Raw genomic sequence first — 19,668 nt, 5'->3', positions numbered from 1 at the left:
GCAGGACCTTGACCACTACGACCAGCACAAACGATACCTAAAGGCGGGTCACTTCTCGGTGGAAACGCCGGGTCAGCTCTCAGTGGAAATCAACATTCTTGCCTTTCAAATGCCGCGTATCTTGCGCCCATTCGATTTGGGCACGAACACGCGTTTTCTCGATGATTGGCCTCAGGTTCTTATGAAGCGGCTCCAATACGCTCATGCATAAATCGGGTGAAGGTACCCGGAGATTGTAGTTGCTTGGATATCGAAAGTCGAAATCCTCATTTTTGTGATGGATCTCACGAACGAATATGTCCAAGTTCTCGATTGTTGGAATATTAAACTCCACGCACTTCGAGAGGATATTTGGAAGATTATGCCCGAATTTCTTCGTTTCCCTCAATTCGGTTTTTTTGACACCATTCGAGGCGAGGAACGATTTAAGGTATAATTCCAGAGCGTGCGCGAGCAGAAAATATTTGGCGTGCATGAGCTCCAAGTCGCGCGGCGCCAGGACCCGAAACGCTTCGAAATACTCGGTTGCTCGATCGAAGAGTTGTCCGGCATATAGCCCTAACGGCTCAGGCATTTCGATAATTTCTGGTCGGCCGCTCATGTGAAATCATTCCAGATTGCGATCACGGCAGAGACGGCAGGGGAGTTTTTGTCGCTAAAAAATCAGTGAGCATCATAAAAAACCACCCTCCGCAAACTAGCAGACCGATCGACGCTAATCCGAGTAATATTGCCGAAATCTGAAATACCGCTCCGAAGCCATTTAGCAACTTGCGGCGGCGAGTCTCGAGGACGAAGGGGCTATCATAATTAAACGTATAAGATTGGAGGCTGTTGGTTACCAGAAGCTGGCTAAGGTACGCTATTCCTGAGCAGATGACGGAGAGAGCTATCGATCCGCAGAAGTAAGACAAAGCATGATTGAAAAACGCAATGCCTTCTGTACCAGCTAGAGCGCCCCTGTTCGCTGAAAAAAAGCCTAAGAGGGCTGCAATACCGGCACCAGCTGCTATTGCAGGAGCTCGCATTGCAGTTGTGGCGAAGCTGCCAACCAATGCGAAGCTGTCTGAGATAGTCTTGCGGTGTCCATCAAAAGCCTTGTGAGCGGCGTCCATCCGCCGATCGGTCATTTTTTCTACTCTGGCTTTTTCCTCTTCGTCGGCCATCACCCTTTCTCCAAGTACGATTTCTCGGCGCCTAGACGCGATAGTCAGCCATTTTGCATGGGTTTGCCGAGTGTGCAGGCAAACTACTAGAAATCAAGGGAAACACCATGCAACAATGCGCAATACGAACTACGTGAACTTTTGACTATATAGCCAGCAACGAATCTATATTGTTGTGAGATATTGGCTGGGGAACCTGGATTCGAACCAAGATTAACGGAGTCAGAGTCCGTCGTTCTACCGTTGAACTATTCCCCAGCAAGGACGCGTCGAACTCGACACGGTCACGGTGTGGGGCGGCTTATAACCAAACGTTTCGCACTTGCAAATACCCTTTTTCAAAAAATCTGCACGGAATCTGCTTGTCTCCACAAGCGGTCAAAAAGGCATTGGCGATTGCGGCCTCTGCTGGTATCTTGGCGCCAACGAAACGATCAGACGCCTGCGGCATGCTTTTCAAGGCCTTGCGCGGCGAGATGGACTTTAAAAGTGATGGACCCCGATAGCGGCGGAAAGCCGCCAGAAGGCGGGGCGTCGGCGGCAATGCGCAAGGAGGGGAGATCCTCCCGGCGGCGCAAGGCGAAGCGGAACGGCAAGAACCGGACCGCGGCGCAGGGGACAAATGCAGCTCAGGCTGATTCGTCCCTACAGGCTGGACGCCCGGAAACCCGACAGCGTGATTCGCGGCCACTCGACGCGAGGCTGCCTGAAGCAAGGTCACCCGACTCAAGATCGGCTGATGCAAAAGCTGAGGACAGATTGTCCGACGCGCATCCGCGCAAGCGGAAACGTCGTCGTGCGCGCTCCGGCGCTCCGGCAGGCCAGCCCGTCGAAATCTCCGATGCCGGCGCTCCCCCTGCTGATCGGGCAGAACATCCGCATGCGCAAAAATCCCATCGCGGTCGCAAGAAGAACCGTGGTGGTCGTGGGCCGCAGGGCCGTCCGCTCGCCGCGGGCGGGCAGGGACATGCGGGCAGCCATGGGCATAATGCGCATCAGGGCCAGTCGAAATCGGCGGCTTCCAAGCCCGCCTCTGGCGCAGGCCCGGCAACCGGTCGCGTCCATGCACATGGCCACGCTTCCGGTCACGCGCATGGGCATTCATCCTCGAGTGCCCATCAGGCAGCACTTGCAGCCAGCCTCGGCAAGAATGCGCCGGTCCGCGAGGAGCTTTATGCGGCGCTCGATCTCGGCACCAACAATTGCCGCCTGCTGATCGCCCAGCCGACGCGTCCCGGCCAGTTCCGCGTCGTTGACGCCTTTTCGCGCATCGTCAGGCTTGGCGAAGGTCTCGGCACCAGCCGCAGGCTTGCCAATGACGCGATGGACAGGGCTGTCGAGGCCCTGCGTATCTGCGCCGCCAAGCTCGCCCATCGTCCCGTCCGGCGCATGCGGCTGATCGCGACGGAAGCCTGCCGCGCCGCGGAAAACGGCGAGGAGTTTCTGGCACGCGTGCGCAGCGAGACCGGGCTTGAGCTGGAAATCATCGATCGTGAGACGGAAGCCCGGCTTGCTGTTTCCGGCTGCTCGTCGCTGGTCGGGCGTGAAGCCCGTTCGGTCGTGCTTTTCGATATCGGCGGCGGCTCTTCGGAAATCGCCGTCATCCGCATCGGAGACAACCGTTCCAGCCGGCTTGCCAACCACATCACCCACTGGACATCTTTGCCGGTCGGCGTCGTGACGCTGTCCGAGCGCCACGGCGGTCGCGATGTAACGCCGGATGTGTTCGCGGCCATGGTTGCGGAAGTCGAGGGCATGCTTGCCTCGTTCGATTGCCCGCCGATCAATCTTTCCCGCCGCGCCGGTCCGGAGGATTTTCATCTGATCGGCACCTCCGGCACGGTGACGACACTCGCCGGCGTGCATCTCGATCTGCCGCGTTACGACCGCCGCAAGGTGGATGGGCTCTGGCTATCGGATGACGAAGTTTCCGCCATGCAGGCAAAGCTCCTCTCCTGGGATTTTTCGGATCGTGCCGCAAACCCCTGCATCGGCCCGGACAGGGCGGATCTGGTTCTCGCCGGCTGCGCCATTCTGGAAGCGATCCGCCGCCGCTGGCCGAGCCAGCGCATGCGGGTTGCAGATCGTGGCTTGAGAGAAGGCCTGTTGACCGACATGATGGCCGATGACGGCGTCTGGCGGCGGGCGCGGGGCCGGCGTTTCGGCCATTCACACAAGGAAGAAGCGGGGCAGGCACGATGACGAAACCACCTGTCGGCAGCAACCGTACCGGCCGCAAGCTCGGCCAGAAGGTCAAGAAGGGCAAGCTCAAGGCGTCGTCGCGACGCTGGCTGGAGCGCCATATCAACGATCCTTACGTGCAGCGCGCCAAGCTCGAAGGATATCGCGCCCGCGCGGCCTTCAAGCTGCTCGAGATCGACGAGAAGCACCAGATTTTGAAGGGCGCGCGCCGCATCATCGATCTTGGGGCTGCTCCGGGCAGCTGGTCGCAGATCGCCGCCAAGGTCACCGATTCCTCGGATGGTGATGCTCGCGTCGCAGCCATCGACTTCCTGGAAATGGCGCCTTTGCCTGGTGTAAAAATCCTGCAGCTCGACTTTCTCGATGACGATGCACCGCGCCAGCTGAAGGAAGCGATCGGCGGCACGCCGGATGTTGTCCTCTCGGACATGGCCGCGCCGACCACCGGCCATCACCGCACCGACCATCTGCGCACCATGCATCTCTGCGAAGTCGCGGCGCATTTTGCCATCGAGGTTCTGGGCGAGGGCGGCCACTTCCTCGCAAAAACCTTCCAGGGCGGCACCGAGAAGGAGCTGTTGGATCTTCTGAAGAAGAATTTCAAGCAGGTCATCCACGTGAAGCCGGGCGCCTCGCGCTCGGAATCGGTTGAGATGTTTTTGCTCGCAAAACACTTCAAGGGACGTCGGGCCATGTCGGCTGAAGAGCATGAGGAAGACGTGGCCGAAGGCGAGTACCAAGACGACGGCCGGGATTGATCGTCCGTCTCTTTCGTCATCCTCCGGCTTGTCCCGAGGATCTGCAGGTGCCTGATTTCTTAACTGATTAGATCCTCGGCTCAAGGCCGAGGATGACGTCGAGCAAGAGGCGGAGCCTCCCGCAGCTCATCGGTAAGTCCCGTTACTCGCCGGCTTCCGGCTGCTGCTTTGCGACCAGCCGGCGGCGATGGCCGGAAACATCCGCGCCTGTCAACGGATCCAGCTTCAGGATCGGCACGATCGAGAACAGCGAAACCGCTGCGACGATGAAGAAGGCCAGGTGGAAATCCGCCAGTTCCAGATGCGTGCCGGACAGGGTCGATGACGCTTCCAGAATGAAGGCCGCGAAGGCGACGCCGAGTGCGAGGCTGATCTGCTGCAGGGCGGATGCCATCGAGGTCGCCTGGCTCGCATGTTCGTCGCTGATCTCGGAATAACCGAGCGCGTTGACACCGGTAAAGAACATCGACCGGAACAGGCCCGCCGCCAGCAGCGTACCGATGATGACGATATGCGGCGTGTCCGGTGTGAAAAAGCCGTTCGCGGCAGCTGAGGCTGCGCCGAGAATGCTGGTGAAGATCAGCGCCATCTTGAAACCGGTGAGCGCAAACATTCGGCGTGCGACGAATTTGGCGCTGAGCGCTCCGATTGCGCCCGAAAACGTGATGAGGCCCGACTGGAACGGGTTGAGCCCGAAGCCGAGCTGCAGCATCAGCGGCATAAGGAACGGGATTGCGCCGGTTGCGATACGGAACAGCGTGCCTCCCGTTGTCGAGGCCCGGAAGGCGCGATCGTTGAAGATCTTCAGGTTGAGGATCGGGTGAGGATGGCGCCTTGCATGCCACATATAGAGAATGCAGGCCGCAAAACCCACAGCCGTCGTGGTGATACCGACGGCCGGCGGCAGCGCCGGCAGGCCTATGACGGAAAGGCCGAAAACGATGCCGGCCGCGGCGATCGAGGTCAGCGCAAACCCGGCCCAGTCTAGACGGGCCGTCGCCACGGTCGGCACTTCCGGCAGATAGACGCCTGAGAGATAGATGCCGGCAAGGCCGATCGGCACGTTGATCAGAAAGATCCAGTGCCAGCTGAAATAGGTGGTGATGAAGCCGCCGATCGGCGGGCCGGTCAGCGGCCCGACAAGCGCCGGAATGGTCAGCAGTGCCATGGCCGAAACCAGATCGCTGCGCTGGGTGGTGCGCAACAGAACGAGGCGCCCGACCGGCGTCATCATCGCCCCGCCCATGCCCTGCAGGAAACGCGACAGCACGAACTGCACGAGCGAGCCGGAAATCGCACAGAGGATCGAGCCGATCACGAAGACCAGAATGGCCAGCCGAAAGATTTTTTTGGCGCCGAACCGGTCGGACATCCAGCCGCTGATCGGGATGAACATCGCAAGCGCCACCATATAGGAGGTAAGCGCCAGTTTCAGCGTGATCGGGCTGACGGAAAGATCGGTGGCGATCGTCGGCAGCGCGGTCGAGATGACCGTCGAGTCCATATGCTCCATGAAGAGCGATACGGCGAGAATAAGGGGGATCATGCGGTTCATGGAGGCGCCTGCGACACGCAAAATATGAGCTCCCTGTAGACCCGTTGAGGAGAGAAGCCAATTGCAGAATCTCACCTTTTCGAAAAATGGGTCACGTCTGCGTGAGGCGTGATTTTCCCGCCTTCCTCTGCGGCTATCTTCCGCCGCGGGACTCAACTTCAGGGGTCTGGCGACATCAGGGATAGGGGACTAAGTCATGACGGCATCGGGCATCAACCGACGGACACTCATGGGAACGGCCGCCATCGGCGCGCTTGCCGCTCCAGCAATTTTGACGGGCCAGGCGCTCGCACAGGAGAAGAAGACATTGGCAATCGACCGCGTAACCCCTCCGGACATTCATAAATTCAAGCTGGGTGGTTTTCAGGTTCTGGTGATCAAGGATGGCGCCCGCGCATCCGGCGTCCCGGGCGAAACCTTTGGCACCAACCAGACGCCGGAAACCGTTGGCGGTCTGCTGGCCCAGAATTTCCTGCCGACAGACCAGTTCGTCAATTCGTTCTCGCCGACGCTGATCGATACCGGCAGCGAAGTCATCCTTTTCGACACCGGCTTCGGCCCGGCTGGCCGCGCCATGGGCGCCGGCCGCCTGATCGAAGGCATGGCGGCCGCCGGCTACATGCCGGAAGATGTTACCACCGTCGTCATCACCCACATGCATGGCGACCATATCGGCGGGCTGATGGAAGACGGCAAGCCGGCCTTCCCGAAAGCGCGTTATGTCGCCGGTCAGACCGAATATGATTTTTGGACCGATGGCGCCCGTGCCGGCACGCCGGCCGAAGGCAACCAGAAGGCCGTTCTCGCCTCGGTGAAGCCGCTTGCGGACAAGATGAAGTTCATCGGCGAGGGCGGCGAGGTCACCTCCGGCATCACCGCCATGCTCGCACCCGGCCACACGCCCGGCATGCTGATCTTCAACGTCGAATCCCAGGGCAAGCGGCTGATCCTGACCGCCGACACCGCCAACCATTTCGTGCTGTCGCTGCAGCGCCCGGACTGGGAAGTGAAGTTCGACATGGACAAGGCCAAGGCCGCCGCGACCCGCAAGAAAGTCTTCGACATGATCGCTACCGACAAGGTCGCCTTCCTCGGCTATCACATGCCGTTCCCGGCCGTCGGTTATGTCGAGAAGCAGGATGCCGGTTACCGCTTCGTGCCGAAGAGCTACCAGTTCGACATCTGATCAAAGTGCAGCGCGCCTGTAACGGCCAGGTTGCGAGCCATGCAAACCCGGAGGGGCAGCCCTCCGGGTTTTTTCTGTTCCCTTCCTGTCATGAACGTGTTACCAGCCCTCGCCAACTTCCAAGCATTTCATGCAGAAGCAACCGGACAGGGATTTTCCTTTTTCCGGAGGATTCTGCCTATTCACACGAAGGATTTGGCAATGGCACGCATCATTGAAACGGCAACCGGGTTAGAAGCGCTGACCTTTGACGACGTCCTGCTGCAGCCGGGACATTCCGAGATCATGCCGGGGCAGACCAATATCGCCACCCGCGTCGCCAAGGACATCGATCTTTCGCTGCCGATCCTCTCTTCCGCCATGGACACCGTTACCGAAAGCCGTCTGGCGATCGCCATGGCCCAGGCCGGCGGCATGGGCGTCATCCATCGCAACCTGACCCCGATCGAACAGGCCGAAGAGGTCCGCCAGGTCAAGAAGTTCGAAAGCGGCATGGTCGTCAATCCGGTCACGATCGGCCCTGACGCGACGCTCGCCGAAGCGCTGTCGCTGATGAAGGCGCATGGCATTTCCGGCATTCCAGTCGTCGAAGACGGTGGCCGTCCGGGCCGTCTGGTCGGTATCCTCACCAACCGTGACGTTCGTTTCGCTTCGGATCCGAGCCAAAAAATCTACGAACTGATGACCAAGGAAAACTTGATCACGGTCAAGGAAAGCGTCGAGCAGAGCGAAGCCAAGCGCCTCCTGCATTCGCACCGCATCGAAAAGCTGCTGGTGGTCGACAATGAAGGCCGGTGCGTCGGCCTGATCACCGTCAAGGATATCGAAAAGTCGCAGCTCAATCCGCATGCCGCCAAGGACATGCACGGCCGCCTGCGCGTTGCCGCCGCCATCTCCACCGGCCCTGACGGCGTCGAGCGCGCCGAGCGCCTGATCGATGCCGGCGTCGATGTCATCGTCGTCGATACCGCCCATGGCCATTCCCAGAAGGTTCTCGACGCTGTTGCCGCGACCAAGCGCATGTCGAATGCCATCCGCATCATCGCCGGCAATGTCGCGACCGCCGAAGGCACCAAGGCGCTGATCGATGCCGGTGCGGACTGCATCAAGGTCGGCATCGGCCCGGGCTCGATCTGCACCACCCGCGTCGTCGCCGGCGTCGGCGTGCCGCAGCTCGCAGCGGTCATGGCCTCGGTCTCGGAAGCCAACAAGCACGGCATCCCGGTCATTGCTGACGGCGGTATCAAATTCTCCGGCGATTTTGCCAAGGCGATCGCCGCCGGCGCTTCTGCCATCATGGTCGGCTCGCTGCTCGCCGGCACGGACGAAAGCCCGGGCGAAGTCTATCTCTATCAGGGCCGTTCCTTCAAAGCTTATCGCGGCATGGGTTCGGTCGGCGCCATGGCCCGCGGTTCGGCGGATCGTTACTTCCAGGCGGAAGTGCGCGACACGCTGAAGCTCGTTCCGGAAGGTATCGAAGGTCAGGTTCCCTACAAGGGCCCGGTCTCGGCCGTGCTGCACCAGCTCGCCGGTGGCCTGAAGGCTGCCATGGGTTATGTCGGCGGCAAGGACATCAAGGACTTTCAAGAAAAGGCGACCTTCGTGCGCATTTCCGGCGCCGGCCTGCGTGAAAGCCACCCGCATGGCGTGACGATCACCCGCGAAAGCCCGAACTATCCGGGCGCCAACTCTTAAAAGAGAGCGGCAAATTCTTCACTGATTTCGAACGGGTCGGGCATTTTACCCGACCCGTTTTCGTGTCAGAAGGTCCGAAAGATCAGGAGAGACGACCGATGATGACTGACACGACTGCCATGTTCTGGCCGATGATCGCCCATGCGGCGCTGGTCTTCATTCTCTATTACCTTCTGTCGGTTCGCCGCGTGGCCGCCGTCAAATCGGGCAGCGCAGCCGCACAGCAGTTCAAGGAAAACCTCTCCGAGCCGGAAGAAAGCCTGCTGGTTCACAACAATCTGAAGAACCAGTTCGAATTGCCCATGCTGTTCCATGCCGGTGCGCTGGCGATCTATGCCACCAATGCCGACAATATCATCACCATCGTGCTCGCTTGGGTTTTCGTGATTTCGCGCTATGCGCATTCCTATGTGCACATCACTTCCAACCGCCTGCGCTACCGCCGGCCGCTGTTCATGATCGGCTTCGCCGCCACTGTCGTGCTCTGGGGCTGGCTGGCCGTCTGGCTCGCGACCTCCTGATCGGGAGCACCGGCTTCACGCATATGTGTGAGCCGGTCTAGGGCATTTCATCTTCCAGCTGTGCTGCGCCGCTATAGGTTTCTTCCGGAGATCAAGACGGAGGACAGGCCATGGATAATGAACGCCCGAAGATCACGCAGGCGATGATCAACGCCTATGATGATTACACGCATTTGCATCTCGACCGCCGCCGCTTCATGGAGCGGCTGACCCAACTCGCCGGTTCGGGCGCTGCGGCGGCTGCCATCGCCCCGATGCTGGCTGCCAATGGAGCCAAGGCTGATCAGATCCCCGCGACCGACGACCGGCTGGTGATCGAGGACGTCACCTATCCCGGCACCAAGGGCGCCACGATGAAGGCCTATCTGGCCCGTCCAAAGGCTGCGACCGCTCCGCTCGGCGGCGTCATCGTCATTCACGAGAACCGCGGCCTCAACGCTCATATCAAGGATATTGCCCGCCGCATGGCGCTCGAGGGTTTTAATGCGCTCGCCGTCGATTTCCTGTCGCCCGCGGGCGGCACACCGGCCGACGAGGATCAGGCGCGTCAGATGTTTTCCACGCTCGATGCCGGCGACGTCGCCGCCAATGGCGAGGCAAGCCGCGCCTATCTCGCCGGAATCAAGGGTGCCAATGGCAAGGTCGGCGCGATCGGCTTTTGCTGGGGCGGCGGCGCGGTCAACAATCTGGCGGTAAAGTCACCGGCCCTCAACGCAGGTGTCGCCTATTACGGCGCCCAGCCGAAAGCCGAGGACGTGCCGACGATCAAGGCACCGCTGATGCTGCATTACGGCGGGCTGGACGAGCGCATCAATGCCGGAATCCCGGCTTACAGGGAGGCGCTGGAAAAGAACGGCAAGACCTTCGAGATCTTCGTCTACGAAGGCGTCAACCACGCCTTCAACAACGATACGTCCGCTGCCCGCTACGACAAGACGGCCGCCGATCTCGCCTGGAGCCGGACGGTTGCCTTCTTCAAGAAATATCTCGCCTAGGCGACCGCGACCGCGAGCGTCAGCGCCGCTGGCCGGCAGGCGATCACCGCCTCGGTCAGCGCTGTCATATCGTCCGCCCGTCCGCTGGAGCGGCGCCAGACAAGTCCGATCTCGCGCGACGGCGCGGGATCGGCAAATGGCACTATCCGCAGGTTGTTGCGCGCGGTTTCGGTCGAGACGGCGATTTCCGGGATCAGCGTCATCCCCATATCGTGCGACACCATCTGCAAAAGCGTCGCCATCGAGGTCGCGCCGACATTGACGAGATTGCGTTTCGCGCCCGTGCCGCAGACGGCAAGCGCCTGATCGCGCAGGCAATGGCCTTCTTCCAGAAGAAGCAGGCGTTCCGTATCCACCTGGTTTTCGACAAGCGGCGAGACCAGAACTTCGGCCTCGTTATTCGCCATCGCCATGAAGAACCGGTCGGAAAACAGCGGCCGCGTCTCCACATGCTCCGCTTCGACCGGCAGGGCCGCGATGACGGCATCCAGCTTGCCGTCCATCAGGTCAGCGACGAGCCGGTCGGTAATCGCTTCCTTGAGCTCGATAAGCACGTCCGGATAGCTCGCCCGCAGGTAAGGCACGAGCTGCGGCACGAGATAGGGTGCGACCGTCGGAATGATGCCGATGCGGATCAGCCCTTCCAGAACGCCCGGCCGATCCCGGGCGGATTCTTCAAGACGCTCCACTTCAGCCAGAATAAGCCGGATACGCCTGAGGGCCTCAAGGCCTTTGGGCGTCAGAAGCACGCCGGCCCGGCTGCGCTCGACGAGTTTTATGCCCAGATGATCTTCCATTTCCATAATCTGGGCGGAAAGCGCGGGTTGGCTGACATTCACCATTGCGGCCGCCTTGCCGAAATGGAGGACGGAGGCGAGGGCCTCGAAATACCGCATCTGGCGTAGCGTAAGCACGATAAGATTTTCCGATCGATGTTTTTATCAAATACGATTGGAAATTATCGATGCCGAGTGACAGTTTCAATCCGGCGGCGGCAACGCCGACGAATTTTAAAGATGTTATCAAAAGGGAGAAGACCATGACCGATCGTCCCACATTGACGACGACAGCCGGTGCTCCGGTTCCGGACAACCAGAATTCCATCACCGCCGGCCCGCGCGGCGGCGTCATGCTCCAGGACTACCAGCTGATCGAAAAGCTGGCCCACCAGAACCGCGAGCGTATTCCGGAACGCGTCGTGCACGCCAAGGGTTGGGGCGCACACGGCACGCTGACGATTACCGGCGACATCTCCAGATATACCAAGGCGAAGTGTCTTCAGCCGGGCGCATCGACGCCGATGCTGGCCCGCTTCTCCACCGTCGCCGGCGAAATGGGCGCTGCCGACCATGAACGCGACGTGCGCGGTTTCGCGCTGAAATTTTATACCGAGGACGGCAATTGGGATCTGGTCGGCAACAATACGCCGGTCTTCTTCGTCCGCGACCCTTACAAATTCCCGGATTTCATCCACACCCAGAAGCGCCACCCGAAGACCAATATGCGCTCGCCGACCGCCATGTGGGATTTCTGGTCGCTTTCGCCGGAAAGCCTGCATCAGGTGACGATCCTGATGTCCGACCGCGGCCTGCCGGTCGATCCGATGCATATGAACGGCTACGGCTCGCACACCTATTCGCTGTGGAATGATTTGGGCGAACGGTTCTGGGTTAAATTCCACTTCAAGACGGAGCAAGGCCACAAGCACTACGTCAACGAAGAAGCCGAGACGATCATCGGCAAGACCCGTGAAGGCTATCAGGAAGCCCTGTTCGGCACGATCGAGGAAGGCCGTTTCCCGCGCTGGAAGGTGCAGGTGCAGGTGATGACGGAAGCGCAGGCAGAACAGACCTCGTACAACCCGTTCGACCTGACGAAAATCTGGCCGCATTCGGAATTCCCGCCGATCGACATCGGCACGATGGAACTCAACCGCAATGCCGACAACTACTTTGCTGAGATCGAGCAGGCGGCCTTTTCGCCGTCCAATATCGTGCCCGGCATCAGCCATTCGCCGGACAAGATGCTGCAGGCCCGCATCTTCTCCTATGCCGATGCGCATCGTTACCGGCTCGGCACCCATTACGAGCAGATCCCGGTCAACAAGCCGCAATGCCCGGTCCATCACTACAATCGCGATGGCCAGATGAACACCTATGGCGGCATCCTGTCGGGCAATCCGGACGCCTATTACGAGCCGAATTCGGTGAACGGCCCGGTCGAGCAGCCCTCGGCCAAGGAACCGCCGCTGAAGATCGAAGGCGAGATGGGCCGCTACAACCACCGCGAAGGCAATGACGATTACGGCCAGCCGCGGGCGCTGTTCAATCTGTTCGACGCAGGCCAGAAGGCACGGCTGTTTTCGAACATTGCAGCGGCGATGGGCGGCGTCCCCGGCCATATCGTCGAACGCCAGCTCGCTCATTTCAAGCTCGTGCATCCGGATTATGAAGCCGGCGTCCGCACCGCGCTGAAGACCGCGCACGGTTATGAGGCTGACACAATCAGCGCCAAGGCCACGGCTGCGGAATAAGGACGCGGTTATCTGGACAATGAGAAAAGCCGGGGGTGAAATCCCTCGGCTTTTTGCTGGCTCATTTGTCAGCTCTGCCGATCGGCCTGAATGACTTGCCAGCCGCCTTCTGGCGCTCATGCCGAACATTGGTGATTTCGAGAGTGCCATTCCAAAGGCGTGCTGTCAGGATGAGCGGCCGCATGATGATCCGTCTGGTTCCCGGAAGAATTCCGCGCTCTGTGATTTCAGGAAAATCCGCTAGCATGCTTTTGAGAGCTTCAAGGCGGATCAGAATTTGTCGTGCGGCAGCCGGGTTCTTATCGCTGAGATCGGCGATATAGGAAAACAGCCAACGTTCGGCTCGTGGAGAAAGCCGAACGATTCGCTTCGGCATCAGCCAGCTCGCCTCGTGCGTTTGGCTTCGGCAGCCTCGACAATCGAGCGCGCCTGTCCAAGAAAATCATCCAGATCAGTGCCTTCGCCTCGATCCAGAGCGGCGACGCCTTCCGCCTCTTCAAGGATTTCCTCGACGCCCTGGCTGATATAATCGGCGAGAATCGCACTCATAAGGCTTTGCTTATCGGTGCCCAGCACCGCAGCGATTTCGTCGAATGCCTTTAGTGTATCGATCGGCAGTTCCAGCTTGACCGATATCGTCTCATCAGCCTGCATAGCGCGCTTCCTCAGTGCCTGTTGGCAGTCTCCGCCTGGTCCGTCCCGAAGTCAAGAAAGCTGCAATCGAACTCACCACCCCGGCATCACCGAAACCGTCCGCGACCGTCCCATGCGTGAAAACTGCTTCACTTCCCCGTCGAGATCGTCAGGCGCGACGGCCGGCGAGATGTTGTCGAGGCAGGCGGCAATGTGGTCGGTGATGGCGTTCATCAGCGAGGGCGAGAGGCCTGGGCGCTTCATAAGCCCGATCTGCACGGGTGGCAGCGGCGGAAAGCCGTCTGCGGAGGACAGCACCTTCATGCCGCTGCGCAAAGCCGATTCCGGCAGGACTGACACGGCCATGCCAGCGAGAACCGCAGCGGTGATGACAGTCGACGACCAGCTGGTGAAGAGAACCTGATATTCCTGGCCCGAGGCATCCAGCGCCGAACAGGCAAGCTGCCGCCATAGACAGTCGCGGCGCCCGACGGCGAGCGGCACGGGCGCATCGTCTTTCAGCGGATGGTTGGCGGAGCTGACCCAGCAGAGCGGCTCGGTGCGCACGACATCGGAAATCCGCTGGCGCGGGTTGTGGGTGACAAGCGCGATATCCAGCTCGCCGCGCGCCATCTTTTCCGCAAGGCTGACCGAGGGCTCGCAGACGATATAAAGCTCGACATTCGGATGCGTCTTGGCAAATCGGCCGATGATTTCCGGCATATAGCGGTCGGCATAATCGTCCGGCGTGCCGATCCGGAGCGTGCCCTCGAGCCGGTTGTCGTCGAAGGCCGCGATCGCCTCATTGTTCAGCCGGATGATTCTTCGCGCGTAGTTGAGCAGCTTTTCGCCCTCGGCGGTCAGCCGGTTGCCGCGGCCATCCTTGGCAAACAGCTGCTTGCCGACCCTTTCCTCCAGCCGGCGCATCTGCATCGAGACGGCCGACTGCGTCTTGAAGACGCGATCCGCAGCCTTGGTAAAGCTGCCGCAATCGACGATGGCGACGAATGTATGCAGCTGGTCGATATCAAGCGGAGCGGACATAGCGCTGATCCATAAGGGTGTTTGATGCTTATCATTAGAAACATTCGTTGGACTGATCAATAGAATTTCCCGCATAACGGGTTCACAAATCAATCTCGAACACCGGCCCCTCTTGAGAGATGCCGTTCGAAGCCGGCCAGCCTTTGCGCTTTCATCGCGTGAGGGAAGGTCTTCTGCGTGCCTGAAGAAAGGATAGTCCCATGAGCACGACCGAATGCGGAACCGAAATCAAGCTTGTTCACCAGCCCGCCGTGGAAACCCGCCTGGGTTCCGTGATGCAGCTCGTGATCCTGCGAGGAAAATCCGCATGGCGTGCCATCCGAAATCGCTTGGCCTCCAATGCGCTGAATGATCTCGACGATTACCAGCTCGACGATATCGGCCTCAGCCGGCGTGACGTTACCCAGGCGCTCGACAGGTCCGGTGTGCTGCAGGATCCGTCGCTGCTTCTGTCCAAGGCTGCCCGCGAACGTGCGCGCTACCGCTTTGCGCGCCGCGCCGGCCACTGAGCCTAAAACTTTTCCCCGCAGGGTGATAGCCAATAGCCCTGCCTTTTGCCCGGCCCGGTTGATCCGCGCCGGGCTTTTTTATTTCGGCTGGCCGGCAGTCGGCGACTTGCCGAGATAGCTTTCGAAGATGGCTTCCATGTTCTTCTGGTAGGATTTTTGGGCCTCGATGCCACTGTCGAACATCTGGTTCATCAGCTCGCCATAGGAGGTCGCGCCTGCAGACGCAGCCTTTTCCGGCGCCGGCTTTGCGGCTCCAAAACTTCCCGTCATCATGTCATGAAACGCCTTGGTGAACGGATTTTCGGCGAAAGGATTGGGCTTGGGCTGTGGTGCTTCCGGCTTTTCTAGCCCCCACATGGTCCGCATCGCCTGGGCAAAGGGATTGTCGAACGGGTTTGCACCGGCTTTTGGCGCACTCTTGGTGTCCAGGCCGACGCTTTCTAGCCATTGCCGAAGCATCGAGCCCATCGGGCCGAAATCACCCACACCTGGCATCTGGCCGCTCATCTGCTTGAACAGGCCGCCCATCAGCGTGTCGGCCATGGCCGGCATCATCTTCTTGAAGATCTCCTGGCCGATCCCGGTGAACTGTTCCGCCTGCTCGGCGATCGCCCGCGACATGTCCTTGGAGCCGAACAGCTTTTCCAGCACCGCATTGCCGTCGGTGACGCCCTGCGGCGTAAACGCCCGCGTCATGTCCTCGAAATATTTCGAATAGGCGCCGGAAAACATCGCGCCCATCAGCGAGCTGAGGTCGTAGGGATTGCTGGCGCTGCGCTTGAAACCGGAGGAAAAGGCCGGCATCAGCGCGGCCATCGCCTGGGATGCCTGTTCCTGCGCCAGGCCGAATTGCTTCGCCAGCGCCTCCACGCCTTCACCATTCTGCGCCTTCAGCATCATGTCGAACAGTGGCAGCATGACAAGCCCCTCCAGACCGGCTTGCCGACACTATATCCGGAAAAGCAACGACTGGAAGGGTTTAGTAGCGATAGGCCTCGAACACCGGTTCGACCGAACGGTTCCACTCGCCTTCATACTGCGCCAACATCTGCTGCGCGAGCGTCTTGCCGCTGGAGAGAACGTCGTCGAGCGGCGCAAGAAAGATGCTCTCGTCCTCACTCTGCGCATTCAGCCTGCTGCGCGCCTTGAGGCCACGCCGTGAAATCGCAACCGCTTCCTTGGCGATGTCGAGCACGGACGCGCCGCAGATCGTTGCATCGAATCCCTTCGACGGTACGGCATCGCGCATGGCGACGACATCCTCGAAGCTCCAGTCCTTGGTCAGTTCCGCGGCATCGGCCAGCGCCGTATCGTCGTAAAGAAGACCGACCCAGAAGGCGGGCAGGGCGGAAATGTTTTCGAGCGGGCCGCCATCGGCGCCGCGCATTTCCAGAAACCGCTTCAGCCGTACGTCGGGAAAGAGCGTCGAAAGATGGTTGGTCCAGTCGCCCATGGTCGGCGCCCAGTCGGAAAGCGTGCCCTTCAGCGCGCCGTCCATGAACTGGCGGAAGGTGATGTGCGTACAGTCGTGGTACTTGCCGTCGCGCACGACAAAATACATCGGCACGTCCAGCGCCCATTTCGCATAATCGGCATAACCGAAATCGCTGTTGAAGACGAAGGGCAAAATGCCGGATCGCTGGTTGTCGGTATCGCGCCAGATATCGCCACGCCAGGAAAGCTGGCCGTTCGTTTTGCCTTCGGTAAAGGGCGAGGAGGCGAAAAGCGCGGTCGCGATCGACTGCAGCTTCATCGACACCCGCATCTTGGCGGCCATGTCCTCTTCCGAGGAGAAATCGAGGTTCACCTGGATCGTGCAGGTGCGGTACATCATGTCGAGGCCCTTGGAGCCGACCTTCGGCATGTAGCGGGTCATGATCCCGTAGCGGGATTTCGGCATGACGGGCGTTTCCGCTAGCGTCCATTTCGGGCTGCCGCCAATGCCGAGGAAACCGATGCCCATCGGCTCGGCGATTTCCTTGACCAGCGCCATATGCTCGGCAGCTTCCGTCGCGGTCTCGTGCAGCGTCGCGACAGGCGCGCCGGAAAGCTCGAACTGGCCACCGGGCTCGATCGAGATCGCGCCCATGCCGGATTGTTCACCAAGTCCGATAATGTTGGCGCCGTCCATGATCGGCTCCCAGCCGAGCCGGGCCTGCATGCCCTTCAGGAGCGCCGAGATGCTGGCATCACCGAAATAGGGAACGGGGCCATTATCCTTGGTGAAGAACACGAATTTTTCGTGCTCGGTGCCGATCTTGAACTTTTCCTTCGGCCGCGGACCTTCGGCCATATAGGCAGCAAGCTCGGACACCGAAGAAAGCGGGGTCTGGTCGGTGGTGTCGCGGGCCATGAAATCTACCTTGTTCGGAATGCGTTATCTCGGACAAAACGTCCGGCTGATTGGACCGGATTCATGTGCGGTGCAAGTGAATTTCTTTCAACGCGCTTTCAGAAAATCAGGCGAATGTGTGGCAATTCTGCCGAAGCCCCTTACCGCCAGTCGCCGATCGCCGCCTGGATCACGGCCAGCGCTGCCACCGCCGCCGTATCGGCCCTCAAGATGCGCGGCCCAAGCGGGATGGCGGTGACGAAGGGCAGGGCGCGCAGTCGGGCACGTTCCTCCTCGGAAAAACCGCCTTCCGGACCGACCAGAAGCGCCAGTTTTCGCTCCGAAATGCCGGAAAGCAGCGGCAACGGGTTCTGCCCCTCATCACCCTCGTCGCAATAGATGATCCGCCGGTCGGAAGGCCAGCGATCGAGCAGATCGCCGAGTTTCGCAGGCGCCTCGACGGTCGGGATCGACAATATGCCGCACTGTTCTGCCGCCTCGATCACATTGGCTTGAAGCCGGTCCATGCTGGTGATCTTGCCCTGCACATGCTGGGTCATCACCGGTTGCAGGGTGCCTGCCCCCATCTCGACCGCCTTCTGCACGAGATAATCGAGCCGCCCGACTTTCAGCGGCGCAAAGAGATAATGCAGGTCGGACGCTTCCGGCTGCGGGCGCACCTGTGCGAGCGGTTCCAGCGCGATCTTCTTGCGCGTCGGGAACGTGATCTTCGCCCGCCATTCGCCATCCCGGCCATTGAAGGCGAGGATCTCGGCGCCATCGGCCATTCTGAGAACATTTGCGAGATAGTTGAAATGCTCGCCGGAAACCTCCTGCGCCTGACCTTGTGAAAGGGGGGCATCAAGGAACAGCCGCTGCATCCGGAAATTGGCACGCATGGAAAAAGTCTCTCAAATGAACAGCGCGAAGATAACCGTTGCAATGATCGCCGCAAGGGTCGTCGCTGCCGGCAGGGTGATCATCCACGCCGCAATGATGCTGAGAAAGTGTGAGCGCCGCACCAGATAACGCCGCGAGATTTCCTCCTCGTTGCGCTCGAAGGGTTCGGTCGCATCTGGATCCTTGCCGGCCCTAATCCGCATATATTCAAAACGCCGGCGTGAATGACGCGTATACCACTCGCGAAAGAAGCCCACGCCGAACACGGCGCCGACGGCGATATGCGTCGAGGAGACCGGCAGGCCGATCCATGAGGCAACGAGCACGGTGAGCGCCGTCGAGGACGAGACGCAATAGGCGCGCATCGGGTTGAGTTTTGTGATCTCGGCGCCGACCAGCCGCACGAGTTTCGGACCGTAAAGCAGCAGACCGAGAGAAATGCCGAGCCCGCCGATCACCAGTTCCCAGAGCAGAATACCGGATTGCCCGGCGGGCACCTGTCGCGCCGCCTTGACGATCGCGGCCAGCGGCCCGATTGCGTTCGACACGTCATTGGCGCCATGCGCGAAGGAAAGAAGTGCTGCGGAAACGACGAGCGGTGCGCGAAACAGCTTTCGCAGCGACTGATTGCGGTTTTCGAGCCCGGCCGACTGTCTGGCAATGACCGGGATCATCAGCCGCCAGGCCAGAATACCGGCAACAGCCGCGATCCCCGTGGCCGCCAGTGCCGAAACGCGCATCAGCTGCCCGAGCCCGACAAGCGACAGATAGGCTGCAAAACCGCCGCTCATCACCCCGATCAGGATCGGCACCCATTTGCGGGCAGCCGCGATCTTGTCCTGCTGGTAGATGATCGTTTCCTTGATCAGGAAAAGCAGGGCGGCCGCAATCAGCGCGCCGAGCATGGGCGAAAGAACCCAGCTCAGGGTAATGCCGCCGATCATCTGCCAGTTGATGGCCGAAAGGCCCGCCGCGGCAATGCCGGCGCCCATCACGCTGCCGACGATCGAATGGGTGGTCGAGATAGGCGCGCTCAGCCATGTCGCGACATTGATGAGGATCGCAGCCGAAAACAGCGCCGCCATCATCGCCCAGATCATCACGGTCGGGTCGGTGATCACGCCGCTACGGGTAATGCCGTTGGCGATCGTGTTGGCAACGCCGCTGCCGGCAATCACCGCGCCGCCGACTTCGAACACAGCGGCAAGGCAAAGCCCGAAACCTATCGTCATGGCGCGTGCACCAACGGCCGCGCCGATATTGTTGGTAACGTCATTGGCGCCGATATTCATCGCCATGTAGGCAGCGAGCGCCGAAGCGGCGATGACGAGAACGGCGCCCGGCCCGCTGCTGACATAGGAACTGGCGAAAAGCGCCACGAGCACGATGAACAGCATCGCAGCGCCCGGTGCCGCAAGCCCACGCGCCGTCTGGCGGGTGGCTTCCTCCACCGAGGCGATCTTGTCCAGATCCTTGTCGAGCGTCGGCTTGGCGAGACGCGGCCGTTGCTGGGCCATGGTTTATTCCGATGAATGACGAAAAACGAAGCGCCGCGCGGCTATCATGGGCCGGATCTCGACGCTTTGCCGGAGGGATTATTAGCAGACGGTGACGAAAGCAATATTACGGGCTGGTCACA

At 60.3% G+C, this 19,668-nt stretch carries 19 protein-coding genes and 1 tRNA gene; 8 read left to right on the top strand and 12 right to left on the bottom strand.

Features of this window, described 5'->3' with window-relative positions; translation table 11 throughout:
* Nucleotides 1-79: 79 nt before the first annotated feature.
* The 3 genes from FHW37_RS10785 to FHW37_RS10775 form a co-directional block, all read right to left on the bottom strand.
* Entirely contained in the window at nt 80-601 is a 522-nt protein-coding gene (locus FHW37_RS10785) for a hypothetical protein (RefSeq protein WP_145635888.1), read from the bottom strand.
* Between the two features lie 22 nt (nt 602-623).
* Complete coding sequence (locus FHW37_RS10780; RefSeq protein WP_145635885.1) at nt 624-1,166, bottom strand: hypothetical protein; 543 nt, start codon at nt 1,164-1,166, stop codon at nt 624-626.
* A gap of 184 nt (nt 1,167-1,350) precedes the next feature.
* A tRNA-Gln gene (locus tag FHW37_RS10775) sits at nt 1,351-1,424 on the bottom strand.
* 234 nt (nt 1,425-1,658) lie between these two features.
* Here FHW37_RS10775 and FHW37_RS10770 point away from each other — a divergent pair.
* Both FHW37_RS10770 and FHW37_RS10765 read left to right on the top strand, forming a co-directional pair.
* Nucleotides 1,659-3,368, top strand: coding sequence for a Ppx/GppA phosphatase family protein (locus FHW37_RS10770; protein ID WP_432442839.1), 1,710 nt, complete (start codon nt 1,659-1,661; stop codon nt 3,366-3,368).
* Nucleotides 3,365-4,126, top strand: coding sequence for an RlmE family RNA methyltransferase (locus FHW37_RS10765; RefSeq protein WP_145635880.1), 762 nt, complete (start codon nt 3,365-3,367; stop codon nt 4,124-4,126). The genes FHW37_RS10770 and FHW37_RS10765 overlap by 4 nt, the downstream gene beginning before the upstream one ends.
* A 142-nt stretch (nt 4,127-4,268) precedes the next feature.
* Here the strand turns inward: FHW37_RS10765 and FHW37_RS10760 are convergent, their stop codons facing one another.
* The gene (locus tag FHW37_RS10760; RefSeq protein WP_145635875.1) at nt 4,269-5,681 is read right to left on the bottom strand and encodes a DHA2 family efflux MFS transporter permease subunit; all 1,413 of its coding nucleotides are present in this window, start codon (nt 5,679-5,681) and stop codon (nt 4,269-4,271) included.
* Nucleotides 5,682-5,877: 196 nt separating this feature from the next.
* Here FHW37_RS10760 and FHW37_RS10755 point away from each other — a divergent pair, with 196 nt between their 5' ends.
* The 4 genes from FHW37_RS10755 (at nt 5,878) to FHW37_RS10740 (ending at nt 10,078) form a co-directional block, all read left to right on the top strand.
* Entirely contained in the window at nt 5,878-6,867 is a 990-nt protein-coding gene (locus FHW37_RS10755; RefSeq protein WP_186458208.1) for an MBL fold metallo-hydrolase, read from the top strand.
* A gap of 201 nt (nt 6,868-7,068) precedes the next feature.
* Nucleotides 7,069-8,562, top strand: a complete 1,494-nt coding sequence (gene guaB, locus FHW37_RS10750) for an IMP dehydrogenase (protein WP_145635872.1) — start codon at nt 7,069-7,071, stop codon at nt 8,560-8,562.
* 101 nt (nt 8,563-8,663) lie between these two features.
* Nucleotides 8,664-9,083, top strand: coding sequence for an MAPEG family protein (locus tag FHW37_RS10745; protein WP_145636087.1), 420 nt, complete (start codon nt 8,664-8,666; stop codon nt 9,081-9,083).
* Between the two features lie 110 nt (nt 9,084-9,193).
* Nucleotides 9,194-10,078, top strand: coding sequence for a dienelactone hydrolase family protein (locus tag FHW37_RS10740; RefSeq protein ID WP_145635869.1), 885 nt, complete (start codon nt 9,194-9,196; stop codon nt 10,076-10,078).
* Here the strand turns inward: FHW37_RS10740 and FHW37_RS10735 are convergent.
* Nucleotides 10,075-10,992: a hydrogen peroxide-inducible genes activator gene (locus FHW37_RS10735; protein WP_145635866.1), complete on the bottom strand. Its 918-nt coding sequence runs from the start codon at nt 10,990-10,992 to the stop codon at nt 10,075-10,077. The genes FHW37_RS10740 and FHW37_RS10735 overlap by 4 nt on opposite strands.
* Nucleotides 10,993-11,117: 125 nt before the next feature.
* Between FHW37_RS10735 and katA the strand changes: the two genes are divergently transcribed.
* Nucleotides 11,118-12,611 (top strand): catalase KatA, encoded by a 1,494-nt coding sequence (katA, locus tag FHW37_RS10730; protein WP_145635863.1) that lies wholly within the window; start codon nt 11,118-11,120, stop codon nt 12,609-12,611.
* A gap of 61 nt (nt 12,612-12,672) precedes the next feature.
* Here katA and FHW37_RS10725 read toward each other — a convergent pair whose 3' ends face one another.
* The 3 genes from FHW37_RS10725 to FHW37_RS10715 form a co-directional block, all read right to left on the bottom strand.
* Nucleotides 12,673-12,987 (bottom strand): type II toxin-antitoxin system RelE/ParE family toxin, encoded by a 315-nt coding sequence (locus tag FHW37_RS10725; protein ID WP_145635860.1) that lies wholly within the window; start codon nt 12,985-12,987, stop codon nt 12,673-12,675.
* Nucleotides 12,987-13,265, bottom strand: coding sequence for a transcriptional regulator (locus FHW37_RS10720; RefSeq protein ID WP_145635857.1), 279 nt, complete (start codon nt 13,263-13,265; stop codon nt 12,987-12,989). Before FHW37_RS10720 ends, FHW37_RS10725 begins: the two co-directional genes overlap by 1 nt.
* 72 nt (nt 13,266-13,337) lie before the next feature.
* A complete protein-coding gene (locus FHW37_RS10715; RefSeq protein WP_145635854.1) occupies nt 13,338-14,288 on the bottom strand; it encodes a LysR substrate-binding domain-containing protein in 951 nt (316 codons plus the stop codon).
* Nucleotides 14,289-14,488: 200 nt separating this feature from the next.
* Between FHW37_RS10715 and FHW37_RS10710 the strand changes: the two genes are divergently transcribed.
* Nucleotides 14,489-14,797 carry a DUF1127 domain-containing protein gene (locus FHW37_RS10710; RefSeq protein WP_145635851.1) on the top strand — a complete coding sequence of 103 codons (309 nt, stop codon included), beginning with the start codon at nt 14,489-14,491 and terminating at the stop codon, nt 14,795-14,797.
* 78 nt (nt 14,798-14,875) lie between these two features.
* Here FHW37_RS10710 and FHW37_RS10705 read toward each other — a convergent pair whose 3' ends face one another.
* From FHW37_RS10705 to FHW37_RS10690, 4 genes are all read right to left on the bottom strand, one after another.
* Nucleotides 14,876-15,715 carry a DUF937 domain-containing protein gene (locus FHW37_RS10705; protein WP_145635848.1) on the bottom strand — a complete coding sequence of 280 codons (840 nt, stop codon included), beginning with the start codon at nt 15,713-15,715 and terminating at the stop codon, nt 14,876-14,878.
* Nucleotides 15,716-15,776: 61 nt separating this feature from the next.
* The gene (locus FHW37_RS10700) at nt 15,777-17,150 is read right to left on the bottom strand and encodes a glutamate--cysteine ligase (protein ID WP_145635845.1); all 1,374 of its coding nucleotides are present in this window, start codon (nt 17,148-17,150) and stop codon (nt 15,777-15,779) included.
* Between the two features lie 140 nt (nt 17,151-17,290).
* Nucleotides 17,291-18,028 carry a 16S rRNA (uracil(1498)-N(3))-methyltransferase gene (locus FHW37_RS10695; RefSeq protein ID WP_145635842.1) on the bottom strand — a complete coding sequence of 246 codons (738 nt, stop codon included), beginning with the start codon at nt 18,026-18,028 and terminating at the stop codon, nt 17,291-17,293.
* Between the two features lie 12 nt (nt 18,029-18,040).
* The gene (locus FHW37_RS10690) at nt 18,041-19,546 is read right to left on the bottom strand and encodes an inorganic phosphate transporter (RefSeq protein ID WP_145635840.1); all 1,506 of its coding nucleotides are present in this window, start codon (nt 19,544-19,546) and stop codon (nt 18,041-18,043) included.
* Between the last annotated feature and the right edge of the window lie 122 nt (nt 19,547-19,668).

The organism is Neorhizobium alkalisoli (genome assembly GCF_007829835.1).
GTDB lineage: Bacteria > Pseudomonadota > Alphaproteobacteria > Rhizobiales > Rhizobiaceae > Neorhizobium.
This window is presented reverse-complemented; position numbering and strand designations above follow the sequence as displayed.

Coding starts and splice junctions, on each gene's coding strand:
- FHW37_RS10785 (WP_145635888.1), bottom strand. CDS start 601: ATGAGCGGCCGACCAGAAATTATCGAAATGCCTGAGCCGTTAGGGCTA.
- FHW37_RS10780 (WP_145635885.1), bottom strand. CDS start 1,166: ATGGCCGACGAAGAGGAAAAAGCCAGAGTAGAAAAAATGACCGATCGG.
- FHW37_RS10770 (WP_432442839.1), top strand. CDS start 1,659: ATGGACCCCGATAGCGGCGGAAAGCCGCCAGAAGGCGGGGCGTCGGCG.
- FHW37_RS10765 (WP_145635880.1), top strand. CDS start 3,365: ATGACGAAACCACCTGTCGGCAGCAACCGTACCGGCCGCAAGCTCGGC.
- FHW37_RS10760 (WP_145635875.1), bottom strand. CDS start 5,681: ATGAACCGCATGATCCCCCTTATTCTCGCCGTATCGCTCTTCATGGAG.
- FHW37_RS10755 (WP_186458208.1), top strand. CDS start 5,878: ATGACGGCATCGGGCATCAACCGACGGACACTCATGGGAACGGCCGCC.
- guaB (WP_145635872.1), top strand. CDS start 7,069: ATGGCACGCATCATTGAAACGGCAACCGGGTTAGAAGCGCTGACCTTT.
- FHW37_RS10745 (WP_145636087.1), top strand. CDS start 8,664: ATGACTGACACGACTGCCATGTTCTGGCCGATGATCGCCCATGCGGCG.
- FHW37_RS10740 (WP_145635869.1), top strand. CDS start 9,194: ATGGATAATGAACGCCCGAAGATCACGCAGGCGATGATCAACGCCTAT.
- katA (WP_145635863.1), top strand. CDS start 11,118: ATGACCGATCGTCCCACATTGACGACGACAGCCGGTGCTCCGGTTCCG.
- FHW37_RS10725 (WP_145635860.1), bottom strand. CDS start 12,987: ATGCCGAAGCGAATCGTTCGGCTTTCTCCACGAGCCGAACGTTGGCTG.
- FHW37_RS10720 (WP_145635857.1), bottom strand. CDS start 13,265: ATGCAGGCTGATGAGACGATATCGGTCAAGCTGGAACTGCCGATCGAT.
- FHW37_RS10715 (WP_145635854.1), bottom strand. CDS start 14,288: ATGTCCGCTCCGCTTGATATCGACCAGCTGCATACATTCGTCGCCATC.
- FHW37_RS10710 (WP_145635851.1), top strand. CDS start 14,489: ATGAGCACGACCGAATGCGGAACCGAAATCAAGCTTGTTCACCAGCCC.
- FHW37_RS10705 (WP_145635848.1), bottom strand. CDS start 15,715: ATGCTGCCACTGTTCGACATGATGCTGAAGGCGCAGAATGGTGAAGGC.
- FHW37_RS10700 (WP_145635845.1), bottom strand. CDS start 17,150: ATGGCCCGCGACACCACCGACCAGACCCCGCTTTCTTCGGTGTCCGAG.
- FHW37_RS10695 (WP_145635842.1), bottom strand. CDS start 18,028: ATGCGTGCCAATTTCCGGATGCAGCGGCTGTTCCTTGATGCCCCCCTT.
- FHW37_RS10690 (WP_145635840.1), bottom strand. CDS start 19,546: ATGGCCCAGCAACGGCCGCGTCTCGCCAAGCCGACGCTCGACAAGGAT.